The sequence below is a fragment of the Paraburkholderia sp. MM6662-R1 genome (genome assembly GCF_050436245.1).
Classification (GTDB): domain Bacteria; phylum Pseudomonadota; class Gammaproteobacteria; order Burkholderiales; family Burkholderiaceae; genus Paraburkholderia; species Paraburkholderia tuberum.
Map to the genome: position 1 here is coordinate 3,837,122 of NZ_JBNDLV010000001.1, position 14,595 is coordinate 3,851,716.

Annotated in this window: 12 protein-coding genes and 1 pseudogene; 9 read left to right on the forward strand and 4 right to left on the reverse strand. The window is 68.2% G+C overall.

Annotated features, from left to right (window positions below; genetic code table 11):
• The first annotated feature begins 91 nt into the window (after nt 1-91).
• The 9 genes and pseudogenes from OKW39_RS18210 (at nt 92) to OKW39_RS18250 (ending at nt 8,816) form a co-directional block, all read left to right on the forward strand.
• Nucleotides 92-1,405: a YbfB/YjiJ family MFS transporter gene (locus OKW39_RS18210; protein WP_429335041.1), complete on the forward strand. Its 1,314-nt coding sequence runs from the start codon at nt 92-94 to the stop codon at nt 1,403-1,405.
• A gap of 87 nt (nt 1,406-1,492) precedes the next feature.
• The gene (locus OKW39_RS18215) at nt 1,493-2,524 is read left to right on the forward strand and encodes a threonine aldolase family protein (protein ID WP_429563191.1); all 1,032 of its coding nucleotides are present in this window, start codon (nt 1,493-1,495) and stop codon (nt 2,522-2,524) included.
• 127 nt (nt 2,525-2,651) lie between these two features.
• A complete protein-coding gene (locus OKW39_RS18220) occupies nt 2,652-3,182 on the forward strand; it encodes an NUDIX domain-containing protein (RefSeq protein ID WP_090801064.1) in 531 nt (176 codons plus the stop codon).
• Between the two features lie 184 nt (nt 3,183-3,366).
• Complete coding sequence (locus tag OKW39_RS18225) at nt 3,367-4,515, forward strand: iron-containing alcohol dehydrogenase (protein WP_184061468.1); 1,149 nt, start codon at nt 3,367-3,369, stop codon at nt 4,513-4,515.
• Between the two features lie 28 nt (nt 4,516-4,543).
• Nucleotides 4,544-4,993, forward strand: a complete 450-nt coding sequence (locus OKW39_RS18230) for an acyl-CoA thioesterase (RefSeq protein ID WP_429563192.1) — start codon at nt 4,544-4,546, stop codon at nt 4,991-4,993.
• Nucleotides 4,994-4,997: 4 nt separating this feature from the next.
• Nucleotides 4,998-5,943, forward strand: a pseudogene (locus OKW39_RS18235) (branched-chain amino acid ABC transporter permease).
• On the forward strand, nt 5,936-7,297 hold the full coding sequence (locus OKW39_RS18240) for a branched-chain amino acid ABC transporter permease (RefSeq protein ID WP_429335038.1): 1,362 nt from the start codon (nt 5,936-5,938) through the stop codon (nt 7,295-7,297). Before OKW39_RS18235 ends, OKW39_RS18240 begins: the two are co-directional and overlap by 8 nt.
• Nucleotides 7,294-8,094, forward strand: coding sequence for an ABC transporter ATP-binding protein (locus OKW39_RS18245; protein WP_090801055.1), 801 nt, complete (start codon nt 7,294-7,296; stop codon nt 8,092-8,094). Before OKW39_RS18240 ends, OKW39_RS18245 begins: the two co-directional genes overlap by 4 nt.
• Nucleotides 8,091-8,816, forward strand: coding sequence for an ABC transporter ATP-binding protein (locus OKW39_RS18250; protein WP_429563193.1), 726 nt, complete (start codon nt 8,091-8,093; stop codon nt 8,814-8,816). Before OKW39_RS18245 ends, OKW39_RS18250 begins: the two co-directional genes overlap by 4 nt.
• 22 nt (nt 8,817-8,838) lie before the next feature.
• Here the strand turns inward: OKW39_RS18250 and iolB are convergent, their stop codons facing one another.
• The 4 genes from iolB to OKW39_RS18270 are packed head-to-tail and all read right to left on the reverse strand — an operon-like array spanning nt 8,839 to nt 14,564.
• Entirely contained in the window at nt 8,839-9,639 is an 801-nt protein-coding gene (gene iolB / locus OKW39_RS18255) for a 5-deoxy-glucuronate isomerase (RefSeq protein WP_090801051.1), read from the reverse strand.
• Nucleotides 9,636-10,544, reverse strand: coding sequence for a myo-inosose-2 dehydratase (gene iolE / locus OKW39_RS18260; RefSeq protein WP_429563194.1), 909 nt, complete (start codon nt 10,542-10,544; stop codon nt 9,636-9,638). Before iolE ends, iolB begins: the two co-directional genes overlap by 4 nt.
• Nucleotides 10,545-10,563: 19 nt before the next feature.
• On the reverse strand, nt 10,564-12,543 hold the full coding sequence (gene iolD, locus OKW39_RS18265; protein WP_429563195.1) for a 3D-(3,5/4)-trihydroxycyclohexane-1,2-dione acylhydrolase (decyclizing): 1,980 nt from the start codon (nt 12,541-12,543) through the stop codon (nt 10,564-10,566).
• Nucleotides 12,540-14,564 (reverse strand): bifunctional 5-dehydro-2-deoxygluconokinase/5-dehydro-2-deoxyphosphogluconate aldolase, encoded by a 2,025-nt coding sequence (locus OKW39_RS18270; RefSeq protein WP_429563196.1) that lies wholly within the window; start codon nt 14,562-14,564, stop codon nt 12,540-12,542. The genes iolD and OKW39_RS18270 overlap by 4 nt, the downstream gene beginning before the upstream one ends.
• Nucleotides 14,565-14,595: the final 31 nt, after the last annotated feature.

Here is a 14,595-nt window from a genome sequence, read left to right on the forward strand (position 1 = left end):
GGGCGATGGATAACATCATAATTATTCATTTTTCGTGATTCAAAGGTCAAGCTAGTATGAATTCATACCATCGCCGTTTGACCGTCCGATCATGAACGATCTCGCTTCCCACGCGTACCCGCGCTTCCACGAGCCGCACGCCGCCCGGCGCGCGGCGCTCGCCTGCATGGTCACGTTGGCCGTCGCGCTCGGTATCGGGCGCTTCGCATTCACGCCGCTGCTGCCGCTGATGCTGCACGGCGCCGCGCTCGGCCAGCCGCAGATCGATATCCAGCATGGCGGCTGGCTCGCGTCGTTCAATTACGCCGGCTATTTCGCCGGCGCGATGACGTGCGCGGCGCTGCGGGTCGAGCCCGCGCGCATGGTGCGCGTCGGACTCGCCGCGACCGTGCTGCTGACGCTCGCGATGGGCGTCACCGGCCAGTTCTGGGTGTGGGCGCTGGTGCGCTTCGTTGCCGGCGCGGTCAGCGCATGGACCTTCGTGTTCGCGTCGCAGTGGGGCTTGCGGCGGCTCGCCGAACTCGGCGCGCAGGCGTGGAGCGGCGTCATCTATACGGGGCCGGGCGTGGGCATCGTCGGCACCGGCTTGCTGGTCAGCGTCGCGGGCGGCTATGGCGCGGTGGTCGGATGGATCGGCTTTGCGGTGATCGGCGCGGTGCTGTCGGTGCTGGTGTGGCCGGTGTTTGGCGAAGCGCGGCGTGCGGGAACGGCGAAGCCTGCCGCTGCAAGCTCCGCAACCGCAAAGCCCGCCACCGGATCGCGCGCCAGCGCAAACCAGCCGCCTCGTACGGCCGGCATTCAGACGAGCCATGCCGTCCACCGCGCCGACGCGTTGTGGCTGGTCCTGCTCTACGGTATCCCGGGCTTCGGCTACATCATCACCGCGACCTTTTTGCCGGTCATCGCGCGCCACGCGTTGCCGGGCTCGGCTTGGCCGGACCTGTTCTGGCCGATGTTCGGTGCGGCGCTGATCGTCGGCGCGTTGCTCGCCGCGCGTTTGCCCGTGCATTGGGACAACCGCGCGCTGCTCGCGGGCTCGTATGTGCTGCAGGCGCTCGGCATCGCGCTGGGCATCGTGTGGCCGACGACGGGCGGATTCTCGCTCGGCAGCATCCTGATCGGCCTGCCGTTCACCGCGATCACGCTATTCGCGATGCGCGAGGCGCGGCGTCTGCGCGGCGACGACGCGGCCGGGCTGATGGGTTATGCGACGGCGGCCTATGGCATCGGTCAGATCGCGGGTCCGTTGGTGGCCGCGCCGATTGCCGCGCACACGGGGTCGTTTTCGCTGGCGCTGTGGCTCGCCGCGGGCGCGCTGCTGGCGGGGGCGGCGGGCCTGATCGCAGTGACGCGCGTGCCGCGTGGCCCGCGCCGTGGCCGCATGCCGGATTGCGGTTGCAGCTAAGACGCGAAAACAAATCTCGCACGAGCGCACTAAAATGACCGCTTTCCGTCATTCCCTCGCGCCTGTCGCCGGGCGCGTCGCTCGACCATGCAACATTTCGCGTCCGACAACTACGCCGGCATCTGTCCCGAAGCGCTCGACGCGCTGATCGCCGCCAACAACAGCGGCCACGAGCCGTCCTACGGCGACGACTCCTGGACCAACCAGGTCTGCGACCGTCTGCGCGACCTGTTTCAGACCGATTGCGAAGTGTTCTTCGTGTTCAACGGCACGGCGGCCAACTCGCTCGCGCTCGCGTCGCTGTGCCAGTCGTACCACTCGGTGATTTGCCACGAACTCGCGCACATCGAGACCGACGAATGCGGCGGTCCCGAGTTCTTTTCAGGTGGCTCGAAACTGCTGACGGCGCCGGGCATCGCCGGCAAGCTCACGCCCGATGCGATCGAGTCCATCGTCACGCGGCGCGCCGATATCCACTATCCGAAGCCCAAGGTCGTCACGCTGACGCAGTCGACCGAGGTCGGCACCGTCTACAGCGTCGAGGAAGTGCGCGCCATCGCGGCGATCGCGAAGCGTCGTCATCTGAAGGTGCACATGGACGGCGCGCGTTTCGCGAACGCGGTCGCCGCGCTCGACGTGCATCCGTCGGAGATTACGTGGCGCGCGGGCGTCGACGTGCTGTGTTTCGGCGGCACCAAGAACGGCTTGCCGGTCGGCGAGGCGGTGGTGTTCTTCGACCGCGCGCTCGCCGACGATTTCGCCTATCGGTTGAAGCAGGCGGGACAGCTCGCATCGAAGATGCGCTTCATCTCCGCGCCGTGGCTCGGCCTGCTCGACAACGACGTGTGGTTGCGCAATGCGCGTCACGCGAACGCGATGGCGCGTCTGCTGGAGACGCGGTTGCAGGAAATCCCCGGCGTGAGCATCATGTTTGCGAGCGAATCGAACGCGGTGTTCGCGCAGTTGCCGCCGCATGCCGCGAAGGCGATGCGCGCGCGCGGCTGGAAGTTCTACGAGTTCATCGGCGCGGGCGGTTGCCGGCTGATGTGCGCGTGGGACACGCAGTCCGACACGGTCGAGCGTTTCGCCGCCGACGTGCGCGGGCTGTGCGTCGCGTGATGGAAGACGCGTGAGGTTGCTGGAACCCGAGTTACCACCGGCGCCTCGATGCACCACTCGGCACACTCGCAAAGCCACCCAACTACGCCCCGCCAGACAACACGAAACAAAGAGACGTCCCCCCGCCATGACCGAGTACCGATTCTGTCCCCGCTGCGCGAAACCCCTGACCGAACGCGCCGACCCCGATCACGAGGGCGGCCGCGTCCGTCAGAGCTGTCCCGATACCGAGTGCGGCTACGTCCATTGGAATAACCCGCTGCCGGTCGTCGCGGCGATCGTCGAGTACGAGGGCAAGATCCTGCTCGCGCGCAATGCGGCGTGGCCCGAGGGCATGTTCGCGCTGATCACCGGCTTCCTCGAAAACGGCGAGACGCCGGAGCAGGGCATCGCGCGCGAAGTGATGGAGGAGACGTCGCTGCACGCCGGGTCGGTCGAGCTGATCGGCGTGTACGAATTCATCCGCAAGAACGAGCTGATCATCGCGTATCACGTAAAGGCGCATGGGACGATCGCGCTGTCGCCCGAGCTGCTCGAATACCGGCTCGTCGAGCCCGCGAAGCTGCGGCCGTGGCGCGCGGGCACCGGCCAGGCGCTCGGCGAATGGATGCGGCGACGCGGGTTGCCGTTCGAATTCGTCGAGCGGCCGGGGCAGTGAGGCGTTCGGCCCATCGAGCCGCAACATTAGCCAGCACACAGACGACGCAGAAATCACAGCCAACATGGAGACAGCCCACAACGCACGCGACACCACACGACTCGGCACATCCATCGACGCATCACCGAACCGATCATCCACGTCAACCGGCGGTCAATGAGCGCACGCTCAGGGAGAAAACGGCATGGCCTACATCTACTACCTGACCCATATTCATCTGGGCTACGACGCCCTGTCGCAACTGTCGTCCGAGTGCACGCGCATCGGCATCGAGCGGCCTCTGGTGATCAGCGACAAGGGCGTCGTCGCGGCCGGCATCGCGCGGCAGGCACTCGACGCGCTGAAGCTCGGCGACGTGCCGCTGTTCGACGACACGCCGTCGAACCCGACCGAGGAAATGGTGCTCGCGGCCGCCCAGGTGTATCGCGACGAGCGCTGCGACGGGCTGATCGCGGTGGGCGGCGGTTCGTCGATCGATCTCGCGAAGGGCGTCGCGATCGCGGCCACGCATCCGGGGCCGCTCACGCAGTACGCGACGATCGAAGGCGGCAGCGCGAAGATCACCGACGCCGTCGCGCCGCTGATCGCGATTCCGACCACCGCCGGCACTGGCAGCGAAGTCGCGCGCGGCGCGATCGTGATTCTGAACGACGGCCGCAAGCTCGGCTTTCACTCGTGGAATCTGCTGCCGAAATCGGCGCTGTGCGATCCCGGTCTCACGCTCGGCTTGCCGCCGGGGCTGACCGCCGCGACCGGCATGGACGCGATCGCGCATTGCATCGAGACCTTCCTCGCGCCGGCCTTCAATCCGCCCGCCGACGGTATCGCGCTCGACGGCCTCGAACGCGCGTGGCACAGCATCGAGCGCGCGTGCGCGGACGGCCGCGATCGCGAGGCGCGCCTGAACATGATGAGCGCGTCGATGCAGGGCGGGATGGCGTTCCAGAAGGGCCTCGGCTGTGTGCACTCGCTGTCGCATCCGCTGGGCGGCCTGAAGGTGAACGGCCGCACGTCGCTGCATCACGGCACGCTGAACGCGGTCGTGCTGCCCGCGGTGCTGCGCTTCAACGAGCGCGCGCCGAGCGTGGTGGCCGAGCGTCGCTATGCGCGCATGCGTCGCGTGATGGGGGTGCCCGAGCATGCGGATCTCGCGCAGGCGCTGTTCGACATGACGGCGCGGCTTGGACTGCCGACCGGCCTCAGGCAAATGGGCGTCGACGAAAGCATGTTCGACAAGGTCGTGCAGGGCGCGCTGGTCGACCATTGTCATCGCACGAATCCGCGCGAGGCGAGCGCCGACGACTATCGCCGCATGCTGACCGAGTCGCTGTGATCCTCGCGTCCACCCACCGCCACGTCCGATGAACAGACCCGCCCCCGCCGGCCGCGCCGCGTATCCGCACTTCCTGCCGATCACCACGCGCTGGATGGACAACGACGTCTACGGCCACGTGAACAACGTCGTCTACTACAGCTATTTCGACACCGTCGTGAACGAGTATCTGGTCCGCGCGCGCGTACTCGATTTCGAACACGGCACGACGATCGGGCTGGTCGTCGAGACGCAGTGCAACTACTTCGCGCCGCTCGTGTTTCCCGATCGCATCGAGGCGGGCTTGCGCGTCGCGCGGCTCGGCACGTCGAGCGTGCGCTACGAGGTGGGGCTATTTCGCGACGGCGACGCCGAGCCCGCCGCGCAAGGGCACTTCGTGCACGTCTACGTGGATCGCGCGACGCGCCGTCCCGTGAACCTGCCCGCCGAGCTGCGCGCGGCGCTCGAACCGTTGTGCGTCGTCGGGCCGGCGGACTAGACGCGTGCAGTCGTTCATCATCACTCTGCTCAACGGCCTGAGCTACGGGCTGTTGCTATTCATGCTGTCGGCCGGGCTGACGCTGATCTTCAGCATGCTCGGCGTGCTCAACTTCGCGCATGCGAGCTTCTATATGCTCGGCGCGTACGTCGGCTTTTCGGTGGCGTCGCGCGCCGGCTTCTGGAGCGCGCTGGTGGTTGCGCCGCTCCTCGTCGGGCTGCTCGGCGCGGCGCTCGAACGCTGGCTGCTGCGGCGCGTGCGCGGGCGCGGGCACGGGCATCTGCCCGAACTGCTGCTGACGTTCGGCGCCGCCTATCTGCTCGGCGAATTCGTCAAGCTCGGCTGGGGGCTCGGTCCGCTGTCGGCGAGGATTCCGGCGGTGCTCGACGGGTCCGCTGTTCTCGCTGTACGGCGCGGTCTTCACGCGCTACCGCGCGTTCATGATGGCGGTGTCGCTCGCGATGCTCGCGGCGCTCGTCGCGATGCTGCGCGTGTCGAAGATTGGCTTGATCGTGCGCGCCGCGCTCACGCATGCGCAGGCCGTCGAAGCGCTCGGGCACGACGTGCCGCGCGTGTTCACCGGCGTGTTCGCGGCCGGCACCGCGCTCGCCGCACTGGCCGGCGTGATCGGCGCGCCGCTGTTCGTCATCGAGCCGGCGATGGCGGAGTCGCTCGGCTCGATCGTGTTCGTCGTGGTCGTGATCGGCGGGCTCGGGTCGCTGAGCGGGGCGCTCGTCGCGTCGCTGCTGGTGGGGTGCCTGCAAACGCTGGCGGTCGCGAGCGATCTGTCGTTGGGCGACGTGGTGTCGCTCGCCGGCGCGGTGCTGCCGCCCGAATGGGACGCGCTGACGCTCGCGCAACTGGCGCCGCTGCTGCCGTACCTGCTGCTCGTCGCGGTGCTGGCGACGAGGCCGCGCGGGCTGTTCGGACGGCGTGACGATCATGCGTAAGCGGAGCGGGTCGTCAAACGCGCTGGAAAGCGAGGTGCCGCCTCGCGGGGGCGGCCGTGCGCTCGCGCCGTGGCTCGCGCTCGTCGCCTTTCTGGCCGTACCGCCTTTCATCTGGCCGCACAGCTGGCTGCTCGGCTATCTCGCGCAAAGCGCGACGATGATCGTGTTCGCGCTGTCGTACAACCTGCTGCTCGGCGGGACCGGGCTGCTGTCGTTCGGGCACGCCGCTTATGCGGGGCTCGGCGCGTTGATCGCCGCGCGGGTGTTCAACGCGGGCGGCGTGCCGCTCGTGCTGCTGCCGTTGCTCGGCGGCATCGGCGGCGCGCTGTGCGGCGTGCTGTTCGGCTTCATCGCGACGCGCCGTGCCGGCACCGCATTCGCGATGATCACGCTCGGTCTCGGCGAGCTCGTCGTCGCGGCCGCGTGGACGCTGCCGGGCTGGTTCGGCGGCGAGGCGGGCGTCGCGATCGATCGCGCGAGCGGGCCACTGTTCGGCGGCTGGAGCTTCGGTCCGGCGCGCGAGGCCTATGCGCTGATCGCGCTGTGGAGCGTCGTGGCCAGTGTCGCGATGTTCGCGCTGTCGCGCACACCGTTCATGCGGCTCGCGAACGCCGTGCGCGACAACCCGGCGCGCGCGGCGGCGATCGGCTGCTATCCGCGGCGGATTCGCTATGGCGTGATCGTGCTGTCGGCGTTTTTCGCGGGCGTCGCGGGCACGCTCGGGCTGATCAATATCGAGCTCGTATCGACTGAGAGCGTCGGCATGATGCGCTCGGGCGCGGTGCTGATCGCGACCGTGATCGGCGGCACGGCGGCGTTCTTCGGGCCGGTCGCGGGGGCGATCGTGCTGACGTTTTTCAGCGTGGTGGTCGCCAGTGTCACGCGGGCGTGGCTGTTCTATCTCGGACTGTTCTTCGTCGTCGTCGTGCTGGCCGCGCCGGATGGGCTCGCCGGCTTTGCCTCGCGGCAGACGGCGCGGATTGCCGCCAACGGCTGGCGACGTTGCCGTGCCGCGTATTGGTGGAGCGCGGCGGCGGGGTTGCTGTGGCTCGCGGCCATCGTGTTCGCGGTGCAGTGGGCCTATGCGGCGCAGTTCGGCGCGGACGAAGGTGCGGTTTCAGGTGGGTTGTTCGGCGCATGGTTCGGCGCCGGTGCAGGTGCGGGCGCTGGCGCGGGTACCGATGTCACCGTCGCGCCGCCGCTGTCGGCGCTTGCCGCCTCGCCGCTTCCTCTTGCGCTGGCGCTCGTTGCGCTCGCCGCTCTGGCCGCGCTGACCACGCGCCATGCGCTGCGCGCGCATGCGCGCCTCACGGCCCATGCACGCGCGGCACGATTCCCCGGAGCCGCACGATGATCCCCGCACTCGCGCTCCACGGCATCGAAAAGCGTTTCGGCTCGACGCAAATTCTGCGCGGCGTCGATCTCGCGATCGAGCCAGGCGAGCGGCACGCGCTGATCGGCCCGAACGGCGCGGGCAAGTCCACGCTGTTCAACCTGATCGGGGGCGGCGCGCGGCCGAGCGCGGGGCGTATCCACCTGTTCGGCGCGGACATCACGCGGCTCGCGCCGGCCGCGATCGCGCGCCGTGGCCTCGCGCGCAGCTTTCAGAGCACCAGCGTGTTCGCGCGGCTGTCCGTGTTCGACAACCTGCGCTGCGCGGCGCAGCTTGCCGAGCGCGATCGCACGCGCTGGTGGCAGCGTCTGACCGGCACGGCCGCGGTCGATGCGCGCGCGGCCGACGTGCTCGACGCGGTCGGCCTCGGCGCGCGCCGCGACGTCGCGGCCGGCACGCTCAGCTACGCGGAGCAGCGCGCGCTCGACCTCGGCATCGCGCTCGCGGGCGGCGCGCACACGCTGCTGCTCGACGAACCGACGGCGGGCATGAACCGCGCAGAAGCGGCACGCGCGATCGAGCTGATCCGCGACACCACCGCCGGCCGCACGCTGCTGATGGTCGAGCACGATATGGATGCGGTGTTCGCGATCGCCGATCGCATTTCGGTGCTGGTGCAAGGGCGCATCATCGCAAGTGGATCGCCGGCCGCGATTCGCGCCGACGCGGCGGTACGGGCCGCGTATCTGGGTGAACGCTTCGACGTCGGCTCAGGCGCGCGGGCGGGTGATGAACCGGACCACGGAGCAGGCCTATGAGCGCGCTGCTCGACATTTGCGACCTGAATGCGTGGTACGGCGCGAGCCAGGCGTTGCACGGCGTCACGCTGAGCATCGAGCCCGGCGAAGTGGTCGCGCTGGTCGGCCGCAACGGCTCGGGCCGCTCGACGCTCGCACGCGCGATCATGGGCCTCGTGCGCTGCGAGGGCGAACTGCGTTTCGCGGGGCGTTCGCTCGCCGGTCGGCGCACGTTCGAGATCGCGCGGCTCGGGCTCGGCTATGTGGCCGAGCATCGCGACGTGTTCGCCGCGCTGAGCGTGCATGAAAACCTGCTGCTCGGCATTGCGCCGGCTGCCGCATCGCGTGCGCGCGGCCGCGCGCCGCGCTTCACGCTCGACGACGCGTACGCGCTTTTTCCCGTGCTCGCCGGGCGCAAGCGCACGCGCGCGGGCGTGCTGTCGGGCGGCGAGCAACAGATGCTCGCGCTCGCGCGGGCGCTGCTCGGAGATCCCGATCTGCTGTTGATCGACGAGCCCGGCGAAGGCCTCGCGAGTCTCGTGATGCAGCAGGTCGCCGCCTGTCTGCACGCGCTGCGCGAGCGTGGCGTCGCGATGTTGCTGATCGAGCAGCGGCTCGTGATCGCGCGGGACATCGCGTGCCGCGTCGCGGTGATGGGGCACGGCGAGATCGTGTTCGACGGCGCGCTGGCGTCGTTTATGTCGCGCGACGACGTGATGCGCGAATGGCTCGGGGTGGGCTGACGCGCGACTACGATCAAATTAGTCAAGCATCCTTGTTGATGATCCATTCGTGCGCCGGATCGTTATGGAAATGCCAGACCCGCTGGCTGCCCGCCATCACGTTCAGATAATACGAGTCGTAGCCGTACGGCACGACGACCGGGTGATAGCCGCGCGGCACCATCACGACGTCGTGATCCTCGACGGCCATCGATTCGTCGATATCGCGTGAGTCGGTGTACACGCGTTGGAATGCGAAGCCTTGCGGCGGATCGAGCCGGTGGTAATAGGTTTCTTCGAGCGAGCTTTCGAGCGGGATATTGTCGGTGTCGTGCTTGTGCGGCGGGTAGCTCGACGCGTGACCGCCCGGCGTTCTCACTTCGACCACCAGCAGCGATTCCGCCGGCTCGGTGTGCGGAAGAATGTCGCACACGTAACGCGTATTCAGCGACTTACCGCGCGTCGAGCGCTTTATCGACGCCGGCTCGATCAGCCGCGCCGGATACTCGCCCTTGGCCGGCGCGCTCGCGACACCGATCTCCGCGTCGCGGCATGCGCGCACCGTCGCGCGCACGTTCGGCGGCACATACACCGCGTACGGCGCCGCGTCTTCGAACACGCTGTCGCGTGAGCCGAGCGAACTCCACGTCGTGCCCGGCGTTTCGATATCGACCGCGCCGCTCAGCACGACGATGCAAGCTTCACGCGCCGGCTCGAACACGTAGACGAGTTCGTTCGCGCCGAGCCGGTACGCGGCGAATCCCACATAGCGCCAACAGGCCGACTGCGGCGTCACGCGCGCGATCGTCTGGCCTTCGCGCTCTGCCTTCACCAATAAGCTCATTCTGCCTCCTTGCCGAGGGGCGCATCGACGAGCGCCCGCAAAGTTCCATATCCCTTCTGCGCATAGTCGAACGGCGGCGCGACCACCGGGTCCTGCTCCGCCTCGACGACGAGCCAGCCGCAATAACCGTGCCGCTTCAACCGGTCGATCAGCGCCGGAAAATCGACCGCGCCGTCGCCGGGCACCGTGAACGCACCGGCGATCACCGCATCGAGAAAACTCCAGTTGCGATTGCGTGCGAGCTTCATCACGGCGGGGCGCACGTCCTTGCAGTGCACGTGGCAAACGCGCGCGATGTGTTGGTCGAGCACGGCCAACGGATCGCCGCCCGCCAACGTGATGTGCCCGGCGTCGAACAGCAGGCCGACCGCGTCGCCTGTGCGCGCCATCAACTGATCGACGTCGGCCGGCGTTTCGACGTACGCGCCCATATGATGATGATAGGCGAGCCGCACGCCGCGACTCAGCGTATAACGCGCGAATTCATCGACGCGTGCCGCGTAGCCGGCCCATTGCGCGTCGCCGAAAAAGCGCGGCCGTTGATACAGCGGGCGCGGCGCGCCCTGGATCGAATCGGCGACTTCACCATACACCATCACGGTCGCGCCGTTCTGCGCGAGCAACTCCAGATGCGGGCCGACCGCGTCGATTTCTTCGGCGACGCTGCGCCTGGCCAGTTGTCCCGAGTACCAGCCGGACACGAGCGCGAGGTCGTATTGCGCGAGCAGCGTTTTCAGCGCTTGCGGCTCGCGAGGAAACTTGTTGCCGAGTTCGAAGCCCTGATAGCCGATCTGGCGACCCTCGGTCAGCGCGACTTCGAGCGGCGTCTCGCCGCCGAGCGACGGCAGGTCGTCGTTCATCCACGACAGCGGGTTGATGCCGATGCGTACGTCGAAAACAGTCATGCCGGAGTCCTCATGGTTCTCAGTCGTGATCGGCACCCTGTGACGGCGCAGGCGTCGCGGGCGGCGCCGCGCGCGCGGCGAGCTGCGCGTCGTACTTCGCGCGGGCCTCGCGTACCTCGGTGCGCGTCGACACTTCGGGCACCGCGACTTCCCACCACCAGCCACCGTCTTCGGTGGTGCGAGCCGGGTCGGTGTCGATGCTGATCACGTACGTGCCTCGCGCGGCGCGCGCGCGTTGCAGTGCCGCTTCGAGCTCGGCGAGATTGCGCGCATGCTCGGCTTGCGCGCCGAGCGCGCGCGCATGCGCGGCGAAGTCGATGCGCGGCGCGCCTTCCGGTGCGTGCACGCAATCGTCGAGCAGATTGTTGAACGGTGCGCCACCGCAAGCCTGTTGCAGTCGATTGATGCAGCCGAAGCCGCGATTGTCGAGCACGACGACGATCAGCTTCGCGCCGAGCATCACCGAGCTCGCGATCTCGCTGTTCATCATCAGATAGCTGCCGTCGCCGAGAATCACGATCACCTCGCGCTCGGGCCGCGCGAGCTTGACGCCGAGGCCGCCCGCGATCTCGTAGCCCATGCACGAATAGCCGTATTCGACGTGATACGCGCCGGGCCGGCCCGCGCGCCATAGCTTGTGCAGATCGGCGGGCAGCGTGCCGGCCGCGCAGACGACGATGTCGTCGGTCGGCGAGTGCGCGCTCGAACGCTGCACCGCGCCGATCACGTCGCCCTCGTAGGGCAGTACCGCCTCGCGTTGGGGCGCATGGGTGAGCGTTTGCACGGTGTCGCGCCAGCTCGCCGCGAGCTTGTGTGCGCGCGCGGTCCAACTGCGCTCGGCGTGCCAGCCTTGCAGCGGCCCCGTTAGCGCATCGAGCGCGAGTTTCACATCGGCTTCGACGACGAAGCCGCGATGCTTGAGCGCGTCGAATCCGTTCGCGTTGATCGCGATCACGTCGGCTTGCGTGAACAGCGTGTTCGAGCCGGTCGTGAAGTCCTGCAGCCGCGTGCCGAGCGCGAGCACGCAGTCGGCGTCATGCGCAAGCGCGTTGGCAGCCACTGAGCCGGTCACCCCGAGCGCGCCGGCATTCAGCGGATCGTTCCACGCGAGCGAGCTTTTGCCGGCCTGCGTTTCCGCGATCGGCACACCATGCGCGCTCGCGAAGCGGTGCAGCGCATCGGCCGCGCGGCTGTACAGCACGCCGCCGCCCGCGACGATCAACGGACGCTTCGCGTGCCGCAAGCGCGCGCACGCGGCGTCGATATCGTCGCTACGCGGCGCGGGTGCATGAAAGCGCACGACACGCGGCGTGAAAAAGTCCTCCGGGAAGTCCCACGCCTGCGCCTGCACGTCCTGCGGCAGCGCCAGCGTGACGGGGCCGCACAACGCGGCGTCGGTGAGCACGCGGATCGCGCGCGGCAGCGCGCTCAGCAATTGCGCAGGATGCACGATGCGGTCGAAGTAGCGCGACAGCGGCTTGAACGCGTCATTCGCGGACACGCCGCCATCGTTGAAATCCTCGACCTGCTGCAAGACCGGATCGGGCGCGCGCGACACGAAGATGTCGCCGGGCAACAGCAGCACCGGCAAACGGTTCACGTGCGCGAGCGCGGCCGCGGTCAGCAGATTGGTGGCACCTGGGCCGATCGACGTCGTCACGGCCATCATGCGGCGGCGAAAGTGCGCCTTCGCGTAGGCGATCGCACTGTGCGCCATCGCCTGCTCGTTGTGCGCGCGCAAGGTCGGCAGCGCGTCGCGATGCTGATACAGCGCCTCGCCGATGCCCGCGACGTTGCCGTGACCGAAAATCGCGAACACGCCGCCGAACAGCGGTTCGACGTTGGTGCCGTCTTCGCTGGCGACGCGTTGCGCGGCCAGATAGCGCACGAGCGCCTGCGCCATCGTCAGGCGAATCGTGCCGCCGGTGCGCGCAGGCGCGTGCGCTTGCGTCGCGCCGCTGGCGGATGGGGTGTCGTCATGCATGATGCGCTCGTTCATGCGGCCTGCTCCTGATGAGCGTGATGAGGTGTGCCGTGCGCCGCCGGTTCGCCGCGCGCACCGCGCCACGCGGCGATCAGCGTTTCGAACGTGAGGCGCACGCGCGCGATCAGTTCGTCGTCGCCAATTTCACCGGCGAGCCACGCATGGCTCGGTTCGTGAAAGATCGTGCGGCCGACCGTGAAGCCGCGGCACGTCGCCGCTTGCGCGGCCGCGCGAAAGCCCTCGCTCAATTGCTCGACCGCCGCCGATAAACCGAGCAGCACGACGCCACGGCAATACGGATCGCGCTCGGCGATCAGCGCGTCGATGGCCTGCCATTGCGCGGCGTCCATCGGTTCGAGCTTCCACCACTCGGGGTAGATGCCGAGGTTGTAGATGCGCTTTAACGCGCGATACACGATATCCGGCCCCTGCGGCAGCGACGCCTGCTTCGGTGGAATCACTTCGAGCAGCAATTCGTGGCCGCTTGCCTGGGTCGCGTCGTACAGCGCACGCAGTTGCGCTTCCTGTTCGAGCCGCTGCTCGATCGGCTCGTCGGGATGAAACTGCACGAGGCATTTCACGACGTGTTCCTGCGGCCACGCGATCAACGTGGTGCCGATCGAACGACCATGATCGAACACGAGCGGCACGGAGCCGGGCAGTTCGACCGGGCGGCCGATCCACCAGCCGCGACCGGTCGCGGCATTCAGCGCGTCCTGACCATAGCGGTCGTCGATCAGTACGCCGATGCGTCCCTGCAAGTTCAATGCACGTTCGGTTTGCGCGACCGCTTCGACGAACAAGCCCTTCAACCGGGCAATGCGCGCTTCGTCGGCACCGGTCTGCTGCGCGAGTTCGAAGAACGGGTTGCGATGATCGAAAGCGAAGCCGAGCACCTCGTGCCACGCTTTGCGCGCCGGCGACACGCGATGCAGTCTTGCGAGCTTCGCATCGCGATCGGGGCGGCGCATGCGTTGCGGATCGGCCTGCGCTTCGTGCAGGAAGTAGTCGAGTTCGGCCGGTGTCGGCATCGCCGGGGCGCAGCCGTGTCGAGACACGACCAGCGCGCCGCTCGCATTCGCGGCGTGCGCGCAGGCGTCGAGCGGCTGATCGCGCAGCCAGCCGGAAAGGAAGCCGGAAGCGAACGCGTCGCCCGCGCCGAGCACGTTCAGCACTTCGACTTCGACGCCGCCATGAACCGGCGCATCGTCGAGCGATGCAGGCACCTCGCCGTCGATGATCTGACAGCCGAGCGGCCCGCGTTTCAGCACGAGCGTGGCCGGCGTCACCGCGCGCACCATCGCGAGCGCGTCGGCGAGGTCGGTCTTGCCGCCGGCGATGCGAAACTCTTCCTCGGTGCCGATCACCAGATCGAACAGCGGCAGAATCCGCTGCAAATGCGCGCTGACGCCTTCGCTCGCGACGAAACGCGTCTCGCCGTCGGCCTTGCCCGTGAGTCCCCACAGCACCGGGCGGTAGTCGATGTCGAGCACGGTGCGCACGTCGTTGCGGCGCGCGTAGTCGAGCGCGCGACGGCTCGTGCGATTGACCTGCTCGGTCGAGAAATGCGTGCCGGTGATCAGCAGCGCTTTCGACGACGCGATGAACGCCTCGTCGAAGTCGGCCTCGTCGACCGCCATGTCCGCGCAGTTCTCGCGGTAGAAGATCAGCGGAAAGGTGTCACGGTCCTTCAGGCCGAGCAGCACGAGCGCGGTCAGCCGATCGTGATCGATGCGCACGCGACTCACGTCGCAGCCTTCCTTCGTGAGCGTCTCCGTCAGGAAGCGCCCCATGTGATCGTTGCCGACGCGCGCCAGCATGGCCGCGGCAAGCCCGAGCCGCGCGCAGCCGAACGCGATGTTCGCCGACGAACCGCCGAGATACTTCGCGAAGCTCGACACGTCTTCGAGCCGTGCGCCGACCTGCTGCGCGTACAGATCGACGGCCAGCCGGCCGAGGCACACGATGTCGCGGGCGCGCCCCGGCGCGAACCGGCTGTCCGCTGCGTTACCGCTGGAGGTGCTGGAGTGAGCCATGAATAGTCCTGAGTAACAGTGCGCGGGAGGT